At 42.9% G+C, this 15890-nt stretch carries 15 protein-coding genes; 5 read left to right on the top strand and 10 right to left on the bottom strand.

Annotated elements, in window-relative coordinates:
• Positions 1-2: 2 nt before the first annotated feature.
• The 7 genes from CTY47_RS11710 to CTY47_RS11680 all read right to left on the bottom strand — a co-directional run bounded on the left by CTY47_RS11710 (position 3) and on the right by CTY47_RS11680 (position 7077).
• Positions 3-1025, bottom strand: coding sequence for a hypothetical protein (locus tag CTY47_RS11710; RefSeq protein ID WP_099464975.1), 1023 nt, complete (start codon positions 1023-1025; stop codon positions 3-5).
• A 90-nt stretch (positions 1026-1115) separates the two neighbouring features.
• Positions 1116-2153, bottom strand: a complete 1038-nt coding sequence (locus tag CTY47_RS11705) for a fimbrillin family protein (RefSeq protein WP_099464974.1) — start codon at positions 2151-2153, stop codon at positions 1116-1118.
• A gap of 367 nt (positions 2154-2520) precedes the next feature.
• Entirely contained in the window at positions 2521-3534 is a 1014-nt protein-coding gene (locus CTY47_RS11700; RefSeq protein WP_099464973.1) for a fimbrillin family protein, read from the bottom strand.
• Between the two features lie 44 nt (positions 3535-3578).
• On the bottom strand, positions 3579-4508 hold the full coding sequence (locus CTY47_RS11695; RefSeq protein ID WP_099464972.1) for a fimbrillin family protein: 930 nt from the start codon (positions 4506-4508) through the stop codon (positions 3579-3581).
• Entirely contained in the window at positions 4505-5491 is a 987-nt protein-coding gene (locus CTY47_RS11690) for a DUF5119 domain-containing protein (protein WP_099464971.1), read from the bottom strand. The genes CTY47_RS11695 and CTY47_RS11690 overlap by 4 nt, the downstream gene beginning before the upstream one ends.
• A 21-nt stretch (positions 5492-5512) precedes the next feature.
• The gene (locus tag CTY47_RS11685) at positions 5513-6838 is read right to left on the bottom strand and encodes a DUF3575 domain-containing protein (protein ID WP_099464970.1); all 1326 of its coding nucleotides are present in this window, start codon (positions 6836-6838) and stop codon (positions 5513-5515) included.
• A gap of 32 nt (positions 6839-6870) precedes the next feature.
• Positions 6871-7077, bottom strand: a complete 207-nt coding sequence (locus tag CTY47_RS11680) for a hypothetical protein (RefSeq protein WP_099464969.1) — start codon at positions 7075-7077, stop codon at positions 6871-6873.
• 155 nt (positions 7078-7232) lie between these two features.
• Here CTY47_RS11680 and CTY47_RS11675 point away from each other — a divergent pair, with 155 nt between their 5' ends.
• The 4 genes from CTY47_RS11675 to CTY47_RS11660 all read left to right on the top strand — a co-directional run bounded on the left by CTY47_RS11675 (position 7233) and on the right by CTY47_RS11660 (position 11880).
• A complete protein-coding gene (locus tag CTY47_RS11675; protein WP_099464968.1) occupies positions 7233-7661 on the top strand; it encodes a helix-turn-helix domain-containing protein in 429 nt (142 codons plus the stop codon).
• Between the two features lie 88 nt (positions 7662-7749).
• Positions 7750-9480 carry a lysine--tRNA ligase gene (lysS, locus tag CTY47_RS11670; protein ID WP_099464967.1) on the top strand — a complete coding sequence of 577 codons (1731 nt, stop codon included), beginning with the start codon at positions 7750-7752 and terminating at the stop codon, positions 9478-9480.
• 10 nt (positions 9481-9490) lie between these two features.
• Positions 9491-10486, top strand: a complete 996-nt coding sequence (locus CTY47_RS11665; protein WP_099464966.1) for an NAD(P)H-dependent glycerol-3-phosphate dehydrogenase — start codon at positions 9491-9493, stop codon at positions 10484-10486.
• A 50-nt stretch (positions 10487-10536) separates the two neighbouring features.
• A complete protein-coding gene (locus tag CTY47_RS11660; RefSeq protein WP_099464965.1) occupies positions 10537-11880 on the top strand; it encodes a glucose-6-phosphate isomerase in 1344 nt (447 codons plus the stop codon).
• A gap of 194 nt (positions 11881-12074) precedes the next feature.
• On the opposite strand, the gene CTY47_RS11655 is transcribed toward CTY47_RS11660, so the two are convergent.
• On the bottom strand, positions 12075-12683 hold the full coding sequence (locus CTY47_RS11655) for a hypothetical protein (RefSeq protein WP_099464964.1): 609 nt from the start codon (positions 12681-12683) through the stop codon (positions 12075-12077).
• Positions 12684-12852: 169 nt separating this feature from the next.
• Between CTY47_RS11655 and CTY47_RS11650 the strand changes: the two genes are divergently transcribed.
• Positions 12853-13590, top strand: a complete 738-nt coding sequence (locus tag CTY47_RS11650; RefSeq protein ID WP_099464963.1) for an HAD family hydrolase — start codon at positions 12853-12855, stop codon at positions 13588-13590.
• Positions 13591-13696: 106 nt separating this feature from the next.
• Here the strand turns inward: CTY47_RS11650 and CTY47_RS11645 are convergent, their stop codons facing one another.
• Positions 13697-14584 carry a sugar phosphate isomerase/epimerase family protein gene (locus tag CTY47_RS11645; RefSeq protein ID WP_099464962.1) on the bottom strand — a complete coding sequence of 296 codons (888 nt, stop codon included), beginning with the start codon at positions 14582-14584 and terminating at the stop codon, positions 13697-13699.
• Positions 14585-14648: 64 nt separating this feature from the next.
• Positions 14649-15887 carry an ABC transporter permease gene (locus CTY47_RS11640; protein WP_099464961.1) on the bottom strand — a complete coding sequence of 413 codons (1239 nt, stop codon included), beginning with the start codon at positions 15885-15887 and terminating at the stop codon, positions 14649-14651.
• Between the last annotated feature and the right edge of the window lie 3 nt (positions 15888-15890).

Below are 15890 nucleotides of genomic sequence, written 5' to 3'. Positions count from 1 at the left end.
TATTAATCCAAATCCACTTTACCCGTATTACCTGTCTTCCAAGGAGCCACGACAGCCTTCACGTCAATCTGGCTTTCCGTAGTATTTACCTTACGTTTTACAGTAACCGTAACTAAAGAAGAATATCCTTTTGTAATACCCGTACCTCCTTCGGTTCCTTCAAATGTAACCGGGACATTGCTATAGGTTTTGGATACTCCCTTGATAGAGATGGTTATGTTGATATTCATGCTAGCCATAGGGCGAATCATAACCGGGCTACCCACGTCTATTCCGGCTTCGGTAGCGGCAGCGGAGGAATTAATACCCGGCAAGGCAAACTCGCCTTTATCCTGATACGTAATAACACTGTCTCCCAAAGTAATAGATTCCGGCAGACCTACATTAAGCAATGTTACACCCTGAACCGTAACCACAGAGTCTGCGCTCATGCCCACTTCTTTCTGTATATAGAAACGCACCTGACCGGTCTGATGGTTGAAGGTGAAAAATTTCTCATTAGCTGCAGCAGTCTCTACTGTTCCTTTATCAATCGTAGAGGCATACAATACATCCTGCAAACCGTCTACAGAGGGAAAAGTAACTTTACCGTTTCCACTGGACAAGGTACCTGCCGGCGCTACGCCTACCATATAGGCACGGGTGTTAGAAGCTTTGTTATAATACAAAGGCACCGAAAAGCCTACAGACTGTGCAGTAGCAGATGCCGTAAACGTACCGCTGGATACGTTGGCCGCATCCGTTTCATAATTAGCAAACGTGCCGCCATCTCCCAACGTATTGGTGGTGATAGGCACAAGGGCATTCCATTCGGCAGCCGTAGGTTCAGGCGCTTCTTTGGCAATCAGGGCTATGGTTGCCGTAACAACATCGCCATTCGAGATTGCAGCTCTGGTATCTACCCCTGTTTTCAGCTCGATAGGCGTTTCGCCGGAAGCTAAAGACGTTTCATTCTCAAACTCATTATTATTGCAACCTGCCATCGTTACGAGGCAAATGGCTGCCAATACATACTTTTTCGTCATAACTAAATCGTTTTTATGTAAATTCTATTTCATCGGGATCATTTTTTAAAATCATCGGGATGTTTTGCAGAAATCATCGGGATGTTTTTTTTACATCGTTCCGTTGCCTGAACCACCGTCTTCCCATTCGGTTACGGTTGCCGTTGCCGTAATCTGTCCTTCGCCACGGAACTGAATCGTGATATCGAACTTCTTACCGGCTGTAGATCCGGCATAATCCGTGCCGTCCATTGCTTTCAGGTTAATAGCCACCGGCTTACCATCAGTTGCCTTTGACGAAGTATATACCTTCAACGTATATTCGTCTTTTACGTCGCCACTGCCATCAACAGCATCCACCGGAGCAACCAATGCATAAGCAACCAATTCCGGCGTAGCAGGAACGGAAACAGCCTTGCCGGTTAAAGCATCATCGGTATAAGTTATTTTACCATCGGCTTCCGTAGCCTGGAAAAACGGAATCGCAGTTGCAGAACCCGTATATGTGGCCGAAGGATCCGAAAAGGTTTGCGACACCGAATTTTTCGGAGACGCATTCAGCGCTTTATCCAATTCTATTTTTGTAATATCACCCCAATCGGCAGCTGTGGTAGCATTGCCCACCACTTTTACATGCAGCTTGGTAAGCAAGTGGCTAAAAGCAAAATTCAGCGCACCGTCTGCTTGCTGGCCGGACACCTCCGGAGCTAGCATCAAGTCGGTTTTACCGTCTATAGCAGCCATAGCGGATGCACCGGCGGCAATAGTCCATACACTCCCTGCAGGATAAAATCCGCGGAAGTACAGGGTGGTATTCTCATCTTTCCACTTTACACCGGAAGGGAAACCGTATTCGGTAGTTCCGTTGTCTTCGAAAGTGATGTCTCCTTTAGCTTCGGCACCGGCATTATCAGTATAGATAGTAGCATAGTTGCTCGTTGTTTCGGAACCGATGATATGAGCCGTCAGTTTATTCGTAGAACTGATAGTTCCGTCGAAAGGCGCTCTGGTATCTGCTGTAATTGTCTGCGCACCGAAACGGATTTCCTGTCCTTGCGGCAGCTCTACAGCCACATTGTCGTCGTTATTGCAGCTTGCCAATACCAGTGAGGCGAAAGCTGCCAAAGCATAATACTTGTTCATTTTCATTTTTTATTCTTTATTTATTAATTAGCTTCAATGCCATCAAGATGGCTTTGTTTCTGTCCTGATCATTGTCTTGTCCTTGCGGGCTTTGACCGGCAATCCCATCCTAATTATGGCTTCAGCCAAAGCTCTGTTGCCGTCGGTTTTAACCGACGGATTGAAGGATGTACACTCTCTGTCGGCTTTAGCCAAATTCCTTTCTGATCGGGTTAAAGCCCTTGAAAGAAGGAGACTCTGCTTCCGTCGGTTAAAACCGACGGCAATTGAGCTTAGGCTAAAGCCATTATGCAAGCTATTATCTTTACAAGCCTGTACCAGAAAGCTACTCTACAAATCTGTATCAAAAAGCCACTCTACAATCCAGTATCGACTACGGTTTATCTGTTACCGATCCTGATCCTGTACCGCCGGTTATCCAAGGCTGAACAGAGGCTGTTAACTGGATTTGCTCTGCCGGATCGGCCGAAGCCAGGTTGAAAGTAAGCGTAACGTCATACGATTTGCCTACCTTGAACTCGGTATCTCCATCGCCGGGTACAACTTCCACATTGGTGAATGTTTTGGAAGAAGTAGAAACGTTCAACAAAAATTTAGCTTGTCCGGGTTGCAACATAACCGGCACACCTACCTTGGCAGCTTCTGCGGTAGAAGCGGGAATCGTTACTTTTCCACCATGGACAGCTTCGTTAAACGCTACCAACGTACCAGGAGTAGCCCAGCCTGAAACAAGGCCGTCTTCGATGTTCATACTTCCGGTTGTATTAGCGGAAGCAAACTGGATACCGGTTATCTGCAGGTTCTCGGTTCCGCTTACACCAGCCATGTCTGCATGTTTGATTACCTTAAATGTGATTTGTGTCAGTTTATGGGCAAACTCAAGATTGGGAGGTGTGGTAGTTTCATTATTACCGATAGCCGGAACAGCACACATCAGGTCTTCTTGTCCGGTAAGCGTAAAATGAAACACAGGAGCTGATGCGGCCGATACTTCAAGATAATTATCTCCGCTTGTTCCCGTTGCAGCATACGGGTGAAATGCCATAAACTTAACATAATCCGTTTTCTGCGCCGGATAATAATAAGGAATAGGAAGCACAATGCCATTGTCTTCTTTCACACTTTCCGGTTTTACATTATCAAGGATAACGTCTGCCGTCCAATCCGCAATCGAGGTGGCGGCTGTTGTGTTGGTGGTTGTAATACCGAAAATGCCTATACCGGCGTCGTTCAGTCCGGTAACCGTATTAACAGGAGCTTTTGTTGAGACTCCCGTACCTAACAGAATAGGTGTTTTACCTTTGTCCGGCTCCGCAGTTTCCATCTCTTTACTACAGCTGGCCAAAACAATAACTGCCAAAGCAGCGACATACCATGTTTTCTTCATGTTTGTACTTGTTTGAAGTTTTATATTAAAATTTACATATATTCTTATTGCACGGTTCCATTTCCTGTCCCAGACTGCCACGGAGTAACCGAAACACCCAAAGAAATATCTCCGGTACCCGAAGTATCTGAGGGATGTAGCTGTACCGTGATAAGGTAAGCCGTACCCGGACGGCTCTTCTTATCCGCTTCATCAAAACTGACCGGCAGTCCTTTGTAGGCTTTCGTTTCGTTGCCGGAAAAAGTGAGTTCCACATCCAAAGTGAGTTCCGCACCCGGTTCTACCAAAACCGGCAAAGGCAACCGCCGGGCTTCTTCCGACAAAACTATACCTTCATTTCTGCCAGGCTCCACATAGACAGGTAATCTGGCCTGGTCGCCGTTAAACGACACTTCGGGCAACTTGTCCGTAGCAGCTTCCGCCAATCGCAACGAAGCCTCTCCCCTACTTCCGTTGATATACAAACTCTTTAACCGGATTTCCCCATTTGCCGTATTTGTCAAGCGTATGTTGAATGCGCATTGCGTAAGCAAATGATAGAAATAAAATGTTTTATCCGCTAAAGTAAAATTGTCGATAAAACTACCTTTCCGCTCCACTGTTGCCAGCAGATCGGTCTGGCCGTCCAAACGATACACTGCCCGGCCGTCCGACAAGGGAACCACCGGATAATAGCCCCGGAGATACAAGTAGCTACGGTCTTCGGGATAGATATATTCCCCATCCAGACTGGTTTCGGGCGTTTGGGCTATAGCCTCCCAGGTCTCGGTATAGGCGGAAGGGGCATCTCCTTTGGCAAAGGCCACCCGCTGGCCGTCCAGGCTGCTAAGGCAGGCGCGCGTTTGCGGATATACTCCCACCTGCAGAGAAACCGTACGTTTATACCGGTCTGTATATTTGCTGCCGGAATCGTCCGAACAGGCTATACATCCCATATAAAGCGCTACTATTCCTATAAATACTTTTCCGTTCATTCCAAACCCTCCTTCCGATTATTCCCAGCCGAGCCGGTTCCGGTATGCCATCCTACCAACTGGAGGTGCAAGCCTTCTGGGCGGGAAGTATCTATCACTAATTCCAACTCGATGGAGGCTTCTACTGCACCGGAGACGTTTCCCGATACGGCTTCATTAATAAGTTCGGTTATATCCAATTCATTTTTTAATCCGTTTCCATCAGCCATACTGATATCCAGTACCAGCTTATTTTGTCCGGCAGGCATCTCTTCGTCAATATCAGGCGTCAGGCCAAATACGGTTTGTTCGGAACGGAAATGGCCTCCTTCCAACTTGCTTAACGGAATAGACACTGCCACCAAATCATTATATGATGCCTTCCCCGAAGGAATATGTACGGAAGGAGACACGCCGGTTAGCGTCCCTTTTATCGCAGAAACTTCTTCGCCTCCCTTGATCCTTAGGTCCAGCAGAACCGAATAGACCAACTCCCGGGGATAAACCGTGTAGATTTTATCCAGAGAACCATCTACCTGCACATCGGCTAGTCCCGTACCATAAAAGTTACCGGGAGGCAGGATAAGATCAGGTTCCCCGGCACGGGTTTCAGACGCTACAGGCTCTCCGGCAGCAGGAATGCCATGAGCATACGCCTGCTCATATCCTTTATCCTTATCCGTTTGCAAAGCAATATTCTCGAAGTCACTGTTTACCACCACCATTTCATAGGTTCCCGCAGGTAAAATCCCTTCGTAACCATGACCGTCACCTTCGCACTCAACCGGAATATTACTACCGGAAGGATAAAAATAAAAGTGTGTTTTCGAAGGAAGCGCCTGCCCCTTCCAATCCAGGGAAATAAAGACTTTGCCTTTCCCCTTTGCCGAATACCGGTCTGTATCGCCATACGTACATGACGAAACAAAAACGAGAAGGCTCAGGCAGAGGGTTTGCAGCCATCTGCCATAGCTTATTTCCATTTGTGAAATCTCCCTGTTCATCTAGTTATCCTCCTTCTTTTTTCATTTACGGAAACAGCAACGAAAAAGAATATTTAATGATGCTCCCACTATCCAATTTTTTTTGGCAAAAGCATCTTCATAATAATTTTTATTCTCTGCCGGAGAATACCGGTAAACCTTACCATCATAAACATTCCGGTACCCCACCGACAGCCGGCCTTCTACCAAAAGCCAGGTGCTATATAGCGGCAATGTATACCCCAGCGTAAAACCTGCCGAATAGAACCGTCCGGTTTTCCCGTAGTTCTGGGGCTTGTTATCTCGAATATCAAAATCGCCATAGCTCGCACGGAAACCGACATTGAAGCCGCCGAACCTGTTATTATCCGAGAACCATAAACGGGGTTCCAAAGCAAATTCGGAAACACCCCACAGGTTATCTTTTCGTCCGTCGTACGAAGAATAAGCATATAAGAATGAAAATTCGGCCGAATAACGTTGCGCAAAACAATATTCTACGGCTCCATTATACATAAGAGCACCTGTACCGTAGCCCGAAGCATTTTTGCCATCGACAGCCCATACAGGAACCAATCCCATCCACGGCAGCAGATTCGTTTTTATACCTATATTAAATAGGCCGGCTCCCGAACACACCCCTGCATGGGCTGGTTCGGGTAAGCGCTCAACTTCGGACAGAGGCTGTACTTCAGGCTCTACAGATACGGCAGGTACGGTAAATTCTCTGGAAGTTTGCCCGGATTGCACCGGTACTTCGGCTAAAAGTTCTCCGGCCGGTTCCTTTGTTTCCTCTTCAGGTTCAAAAGCATCTGCTACTTCCATATTATAATAATACAGATCGTAAAAAGGGAGTTGCCCATAACGGGATAAAGCGCCCGAAATATCCGGGCGTGAACTGCTGAAAGAGAAAAAGATATCGCGGTTAGCCCCGGCCGGTACAGGTTTATTTATCAACCTCACCTGCACAACATCAGATGCCTGCCCGCTCCTGTTAATATAAAACACAACTTTTTCATACGGAATATCAAGACGCTGCCTTAGCAACGAACGAATAATACTAGCCCTGAAAGCAGCACGGTTCAATAAATAATCATCCGTATCCCCGTCGCTTTCAATAAACGATTCTACCAGAAAGTAGTAATCCGAATTTGCCGAGGCAGTCGAAAAGGCAGCTGTTTCCTGTGCAATCCGCTGCCACTCGTATGTATTATTCCGGTACCTTTCTTCATACAATTCCCCTCCAGGACGAAAAACAAAACGATACACATTTTGTACTTCTTCCGACATTTTAGCGAATGCCCATCCGTTTCCCGAAAACAGAAAACAAACAGTAAAAAAGAATACCAACAATACAGATTTCGTCATTCTTCTTACTTTTTCATAATTAGAATATCAAATCACCCAATTTTTTCAGTGGCAACTATCCTTCCATACAGATTTTTGTAAACCTCCATTACTTTATTTGACTGAGGCCCCTTAATTCCTCTTCGTATCGCATTATACACGGTCTTTTCACTAACTCCTGCAACTTCCGCAACCCTTCTTTTCCAATTCTTGGGCGGCAATACGGGAAGTTCTATTTCTTTAACTTTAACTGTAGCCATAGCGTTATCATGTTTTATCCTAATCCAAATTTTACTATATTTGGGGCGTTACCTGTAGAGGTAACGAATTAAGTTGTTAGTGCAAAACTATACAATATTCTGTAATAATCAACGGCTATCAAGAATTATTTTCAATTTTCTGTAAAAATAAAACTATGGCGAGCGAACTTACTATACGGTTCAAAGAAGCGTATGACTATCTGTTATCCATGGGGGAAGTAACTGGATATAAAGATTTTGCTACTAAAATAGGCATTAGTACATCTATGATTACAGAGATTTTCAAAGGACGAAGTAATGTAGGGGCTACTGCATTACAGAACATTGTATTAATATTTAAAATAGATGGCAACTGGTTATTAGCCGGTGTTGGCGAAATAATCCAGAAAAATGCAACAGAAAAGCAAAATCCTTCGCCAGATTTAAAAAACGTATTGCTAAATACTCAAAAAGACGAATCCATTTTATATAAAATATATAAAGAAAAAGATGAAGAAGTAGGTAATCTGAAAGAATGTATAGGACGGCTTAAAACCTATATAGAATTTCTGGAAAATAAAAAACAGCAAGAAGAGAAAGAATAATGAATTATGAGATTATACGCATTGCCGGTAAGCCGTATATCCAAAAAGTTTTGTATTTTTGCGCCGTATTATACAAAATAATAGCGTAATGAATCTATTAGAACTGAGTGAACAGGAAATCATTAGACGTAACAGCATGGAGCAGTTGCGCCAAATGGGGATAGAACCTTATCCCGCAGCCGAGTATGTAACAAACGCTTTTTCAAAAGAAATAAAAGAATCCTTTAAAGATGATGCAGAACCCCGTCCGGTGACTATAGCAGGACGTATTATGAGCCGTCGTATCATGGGTAAAGCCTCTTTCATGGAGCTACAGGACTCAGAAGGCAGAATACAGGTTTATATCTCCCGTGACGACATTTGCCCCGGAGAAGACAAAGAACTTTACAATACAATATTTAAGAAATTACTGGATATAGGGGACTTTGTCGGTGTTAAAGGTTTCGTTTTCCGTACGCAAATGGGTGAAATATCCATTCATGCTCAGGAATTAACCGTATTATCCAAATCTCTCAGACCCCTGCCAATCGTTAAATACAAAGACGGTGTGGCATACGACGGATTCAATGACGCTGAAATGCGTTACCGCCAACGTTATGTCGACCTGGTGGTTAATGACGGTGTAAAAGACATTTTTGTAAAACGTACCAAGATATTCAATTCCATGCGTAACTTCTTTAATGAAAGAGGTTATCTGGAAGTAGACACTCCTGTGCTTCAAAGTATTCCGGGCGGAGCCAGTGCACGTCCGTTTATTACTCATCATAACGCATTGGATATTCCTTTATATCTGCGTATTGCCAACGAACTTTATCTGAAGCGGCTTATTGTTGGCGGTTTCGAAGGTGTTTACGAATTCAGCCGGAACTTCCGGAACGAAGGTATGGACCGTACACATAATCCGGAATTCACCTGCATGGAAATATACGTTTCCTACAAAGATTACAACTGGATGATGAACATGACGGAACAGATGTTGGAACGTATCTGTATGGACGTACTGGGCACAACCAAAGTAAAATACGGTGATAAAGAAATAGACTTCAAAGCTCCATACAAACGGATTTCAATGATTGATTCCATCAAAGAAAACACCGGTATAGATATTTCGGGGATGAACGAAGACCAGCTTCGTGATGTATGCCGCCAGCTGGATGTTGAACAGGATGAAACAATGGGTAAAGGCAAACTGATCGACGAAATATTCGGAGCTAAATGCGAAGGTAACTACATACAACCTACTTTCATTACGGATTATCCGATTGAAATGTCTCCATTGACAAAAAAGCACCGTAGCAACCCGGAACTGACAGAACGTTTTGAACTGATGGTTTGCGGTAAAGAAATTGCCAATGCCTATTCAGAATTAAATGACCCGATAGACCAGCGCGAACGCTTTATGGAGCAACTTCGCTTAAGCGAAAAGGGAGACGATGAAGCCATGTTCATCGACCAGGACTTCCTCCGTGCACTGGAATACGGTATGCCTCCTACAAGTGGAATGGGTATAGGTATGGATCGTCTGGTAATGTACCTGACCGGACAAACGACTATTCAGGAAGTATTGTTCTTCCCGCAAATGCGCCCGGAAAAGACAGCTAAAAAAGATCCGGTGGAAAAATATGTTGCCCTCGGCATTAACGAAGCATGGGTTCCGGCTTTACAAAAGGCCGGTTATACAACGGTTGACACTCTAAAAGATGTAAACCCGAACAAACTAAGGCAAGAACTTTGCGAAATGAACAAAAAGTATAAACTGGAATTGCAAAATCCGTCGGCCGAAGAGGTCGAATTATGGATTGCCAACGCAGCCAAATAAAAATAATACTATGAAATTGCCTGGAAAAATTGCAATAATGGGGGGCGGAAGCTGGGCTACCGCCTTAGCCAAAATTGTACTTTCTACCCAAGATAGTATTAACTGGTATATGCGCAGACCTGACCAAGTAGAAGAGTTTCTGCAACAAGGACATAACCCCAGTTATCTTTCTGCCGTAAAATTCGACACAGAAAAAATCAAATTCTATACAGACATAAACGAAGTAATCAAAGAATCGGACACGCTGATCTTTGCAACTCCTTCGCCTTTCCTCAAGCAGCATTTGATGAAAGTAACCACTCCAATGACAGACAAATTCATCATTTCTGCCATCAAAGGAATCGTCCCGGATGAAAACATGCTGGTTGCCGATTATTTTGCAGAATATTATAATGTCCCGATTGAGAACATTGCTGTTATCGGCGGTCCGTGCCATGCAGAAGAAATTGCACTTGAGCGGTTATCATATATCACCCTTGCATGTTCAAATATAGAGCATGTAAAAGCTGTTGCGCCCGTATTCAAAAATACGTATCTGAACAACTCGTGTTGTAAAGATGTTACAGGTATCGAATACGCTTCAGTTCTGAAAAACGTATATGCTATCGTCGCAGGCATCTGCCACGGCATGAAGTACGGCGATAATTTTATAGCCGTTTTCATTTGCAACGCTATCGAGGAGATGAGAAACTTCCTGAATGCCGTACACGGACTGGAACGCGATATAACAGACTCCGTATATCTCGGAGATTTACTGGTTACGGCATATTCCCGTTTTAGTCGTAACAGGACATTCGGAACAATGATCGGAAAAGGATATTCCGTTAAAACTGCCCAACTGGAGATGGAGATGATTGCTGAAGGTTATTACGGGACGAAATGTATTTATGAAATTAATGAAAAATACAAGGTAAACATGCCGATTCTGGATGCCTTACACGATATCTTGTATAAAAAGAAATCGCCGACAACAGTAATCAGGCAATTAACCGAAACATTCAAATAATAACAAATAAAGGCAGATTACAAGTTTGCCCTTTAAGACCGATATAAGTTATGGAAAACATCAGTTTAAACATTGACAAAGCGCTAGGCTTTGTATCAAAAGAGCAGATATACGCTCAGGAAGCAAAGGCAAACGAATGCATTGCTACATTGCACAATGGTAACGGAGCCGGTAACGACTTCCTTGGTTGGTTACATCTCCCCTCTTCTATCACAGAAGCAGAGTTGGCTGATATTGAAAACACAGCAAACATTCTCCGTTCAAAATGCGAAGTAGTTGTTGCCGTAGGTATCGGTGGTAGTTATTTAGGAACAAAAGCTGTTGTAGAAGCTCTGAATAATAGCTTCGACTGGTTACAGGCAGACCGTAAAAATCCGGTTATACTTTATGCCGGACACAATATCGGAGAAGATTATCTGTATGAGCTTTGTGAGATTTTGAAAGACAAACAATTCGGCATCATCAATATTTCCAAGTCTGGAACAACGACTGAGCCGGCTTTGGCTTTCCGTATGTTAAAGAAAATGCTGGAAGATGCCGTTGGCAAAGAAGAAGCCAAACATCGTATTGTTGCAATAACAGATGCAAAAAAAGGTGCGCTTCGCACTTTGGCAGACCAGGAAGGTTACAAGACATTCATCATCCCCGATAATGTAGGCGGACGTTTCTCCGTTCTTACTCCTGTAGGTTTATTGCCTATAGCAGTTGCCGGTATCAACATCCGCGAGCTGGTGAAGGGAGCTGTAGACATGGAAAAGAATACCGATATAAGTATACCTTTTGCACAAAACCTTGCAGCTATCTATGCAGCTACACGGAACGAATTATATAAAAGTGGAAAAAAGGTTGAAATCCTGGCAAACTTCCATCCGAAACTCCATTACATCGGTGAATGGTGGAAACAGCTTTACGGCGAAAGTGAAGGTAAAAACGGAAAAGGTATTTTCCCTGCTTCCGTAGACTTTACTACCGACCTTCACTCCATGGGACAATGGATTCAAGATGGCGAACGCACGATCTTTGAAACTGTTATTTCCGTTGAAAACCCGGATCACAAAGTAATTATACCAACCGACAAAGAGAATCTGGACGGTTTGAACTTTCTTGCATGCAAACGCGTAGACGAAGTAAACAAGATGGCAGAACTGGGTACCCAGCTAGCTCACGTGGATGGTGGAGTTCCAAACCTGAAAATCACATTGCCGCAAGTAAGCGCCTATTACATAGGACAGCTGTTCTATTTCTTCGAAAAAGCTTGCGGTATCAGCGGTTACATGCTGGGCGTCAATCCTTTTGACCAACCGGGTGTTGAAGCCTACAAAAAGAACATGTTTGCCCTACTGAACAAACCGGGTTATGAAAAGGAAAGTGAAGCTATAAAAGCAAAACTATAAGCCAAGATAACAGCTGACAATTCTTGTCGCTAAAACATAAAAAGAAGGTGTATCAAAACGCTATTACCGGACGCAGATGGCGCAGAACACACGGAAGAACGCAGACTGATTTTTATTATCAATATGCTCTGCGTTCCTTAATTCCGACTTTTGACACACCTTCTTTTTATTTATTATTTATTTATCAGCCGTATTTACATTCTGTATCTTAAACCGGCAACGACCGTTCCCATATGCCCGAAACCCGCTTCAACAAAACCTGCAAACTGGCGACCCAGTTCCAAACCAATAGGTGAAGCCTGGTACATAAAGAAAGGTGTTACTTTTGTTTTTTCCGTAGCTCGGTGCTCTTGTTCATCATAAAAAGAGACTTTCGTAGTAGCCAAAGAAATTCCCACATTTACTCTTGAATATAAAGTTACAAAATCACGATTGAACCAATTATATTTAAAGGAAGGAGCAATCGTATGGAATGAATTGCTGAAATTACCTATCGGTTTACTACCATTCAAAATATACTTATCGCTATTATTGTAAGAGTATATAAGACCTATACCCCAATTTTCATCCGGGAAAAACAAATAGCTGATATTGAAAGAACCGAACTTTCCTTTATCGTCGTAAAGGTTTACCGATTGCTCCGACGGATCAAAGTGATTCTCATAATAATTCAACAAATCAAACACAGGAAGTGCACCGTAGCTAAAGGAAACCTCATGTTGTAAATCCGTCCAATCCTCAGCCATTCCTTTATTTACAGAAACAGCAAACAATACAGTCAACAATAGTAAAAATCTTTTCATATTCTTTTGTTTTAAAAGGTAATACCTATATATCAAACGGTTCAACCGAATTATATGAATCAAAGATAGTGGTTTCTACATAACCAACAACAGTTATTAAACAATATTTCTGTGCCAAAACGTTCTAAATATTGTACTTTTGCCTCACTGTAAACATATAATCAAAAAAATGATCCAAGAGGCAATTACACAATATCTGCAAAAAAACAAACAGGAAGTTATCTTACCAAAAGCTGTTCTATTTGACATGGACGGAGTTTTATACGATTCCATGCGTTTCCATGCCCGTGCATGGCACGAAGTAGCAACCAAACACCATCTTCTTTCCAGTCCTGATGATTTTTATATGTTTGAAGGGCAAACAGGCAACAGTACTATAAACGCACTTTACCAGCGCACTTTCCAGCGGGATGCAACCGAAGAAGAAAAACAGACGATATATAGACAAAAATCTTCTTTGTTTAACAAGTATAACGATGGGGAGCCAATGCCGGGTGCGGCCGATGTATTAAAACAAGCCCGTACATCCGGATTACAAACCTTAGTAGTTACCGGCTCCGGACAACACAGTCTGCTTAATAAGTTAAACCATACTTATCCGGGGTGCTTCACTCGCGAAAAGATGGTAACTGCATTTGACGTCAAGTATGGGAAACCTCATCCGGAACCATATCTGATGGGATTACAAAAAGCCGGCGTAAAAGCTAATGAAGCATTTGTTATAGAGAATGCACCTATGGGAATAAAAGCAGCCGTAGCTGCCGGTATCTTTACGATTGCCGTAAACACGGGCCCTCTGCCTGATTCCGTTTTGCTGGACGAAGGAGCAAACCTATTATACTCCGACATGAAAAGCCTGGCAGATGATTGGAAGAACATAATGGATATATGTTCCGCCACAAAATAAAAAAGGTCTCAAAAGTTATTGCCGAACGCAGATGAAGCAGAATGCACAGATTTACGTTCGGTAATAGCTTTTGAGACCAGTTCTTTATTGTTTTACTGTAAATTAATTATTTCACATAATCCGCTGCATTCAGGAAGTCATAACTTTGCTGACAGCTGCCTACAGGGTCATTGTTTGTATATTGTTCTATTTCCACATACCAGTCTTTGATATTATTTGCATACATTTGGTCAAAGATTGGCTTGAAGTCCATCTTTCCGCTGGCACCGATCTCTTTATCATCTTTAATATGAAGTGCTTTAAACTGGCTTGGACGTGCTTTCAGATAAGCCACCGGATCACTACCGGCTTCTTTGCACCAATATACATCCAATTCAAAAAATACATGATTCGGACTAACATTATCCAACAAAAAGTCATAAATCAACTGGTCATTGATTTTACGGAATTCAAAACTGTGATTATGGTAACCAAATCCGATGCTGGCAGCTGCCGTCTTAAATCCGACAGTGTTAAAATAGTCGCAATACATCTTCAGGTCATCTAGCGTAGTCTGGTCATTGACAGGCATCCAAGGCTGAATCATATACTTTACGCCCAATTCATTGTGGGCTTCGATAGCACGGTCCCACCAAGCCATCACTTCGGTTTCTTTTTCTTTGGTATATTCCTGTCCTAAATGTGCACTCGTACACTTCATACCCAGGTCTTCCACCATTTTTTTGAACTCTGCAGGAGCCAGGCCATAAATTTTACCGTTATCATAACCGGCTGTTTCCAGATTCTTATACCCGATTTTAGAAGCTGTTTCGAGTACAGACCGTATACCCGACTCCTTTACCATTTCACGTAAAGAATACAACTGAAGACCTACATTTTTAGCAGATTCGTTTGCAACGCTTTTATTAACGCAGGAAGATAAGAACTGAGGTACAACCAAACCTCCGGCAAGCATCATGGATGCCTGTCTCAAAAAATCACGTCTGTTTTGCATAGTAAATAATTAAGTTTGCTTGAGAATTTTAGCAAATGTAAAAAAAATGCTGATTCTATACAAGTTAGCGCTTCATTTTCATATATCTATACTGGCGAATGATAAGTTTACGACTACGAATGATCTGGTAACGATAGATAATACAAGCCGTAATAAAATAAAAACCAGCCTGAATCCATAACGTTTTATACTCGGCCGCCACCTCACTAAGGGTCGCTCCCATTGTATTTATCCGTATAAAACCCTGTATACCGGGAGTAGACGGGAATAAATATCCCAAAGCTTTCCAAAAAGGCGGGATAGCTTCCTTTGGCCAGGAAACACCGGAGATAAACAACAATATAACAGAAGTAAAAACAAAGACCATCATGGGCGATTCGCGAGACGTCATAAAACCGGATAACGTCATTGAAAAGAAAATACAAGCAAACAAATAGGGCAATAAGAACAACAGTACCGTCCATGCCTCACCAACCTGTGGCAACCCGAAGAGTTTCGGAACAACAGCCAAAACCCAGATACAGACAATTACATACAACAAAATATAGGTAAGCGATTTACCCAACACGATACGTAGCGTACCATTGAAGTGGCGGCTCACAGGAACCAGACAATGAAAACGGTTTCTCTCACGTGCTGTTCCGCCTAACATACCAATGCCTAATATTAATGTCTGCTGGATAACCAAAATCAAAATAGCCGGTACGAGGAAACTGGCAAAGCCATTCTGTGTATTATACAACGCTATAGATTCATAAGGAATGGGATTAACAGTAATCTCCTGCAGCTTATCCGTAGAAGCCGGATTATTATGCGCTCTCAACTCCGCTCCCATATCCAATGACACTTCCATCGAAGCCAGCAGAAAAGCTTTATAAAAAAGCAAACTGCTCATATCACAATAAAGAGCAACTTCCGTCTGATTTCCCTTATGTACTTCTTTACTGAAATCGGAAGGAAAGTAAAGGATGCCATATGCTTTCTTCTCATCCATCATTTTCCTGGCAGCTTCCATATCGGGACAGATACTAACTACCTGCACATCCGGGGTGGCATTGACACGACGGATAAATTCGCGGCTCAGATGAGAATCGGACTGATCTACCACAACCAGTTTTGCCTCATGAACCACTTCATTATTATAAATAAAAGAATACAACAAAGGATAAATGAAAGGCACCAGGAAGAAGAAAATCATCACACCGGGGTCTTTGAACACATTCTTCAGTTCATCCTTCCAGATATAACATGTATCCAGAATGCCTTCCTTGATAATATATCGTAAACGATGCTCTTTTTTCATATC

Origin of the sequence: Parabacteroides provencensis, assembly GCF_900232875.1 — a bacterium.
GTDB lineage: Bacteria > Bacteroidota > Bacteroidia > Bacteroidales > Tannerellaceae > Parabacteroides > Parabacteroides chinchillae.
This window is presented reverse-complemented; position numbering and strand designations above follow the sequence as displayed.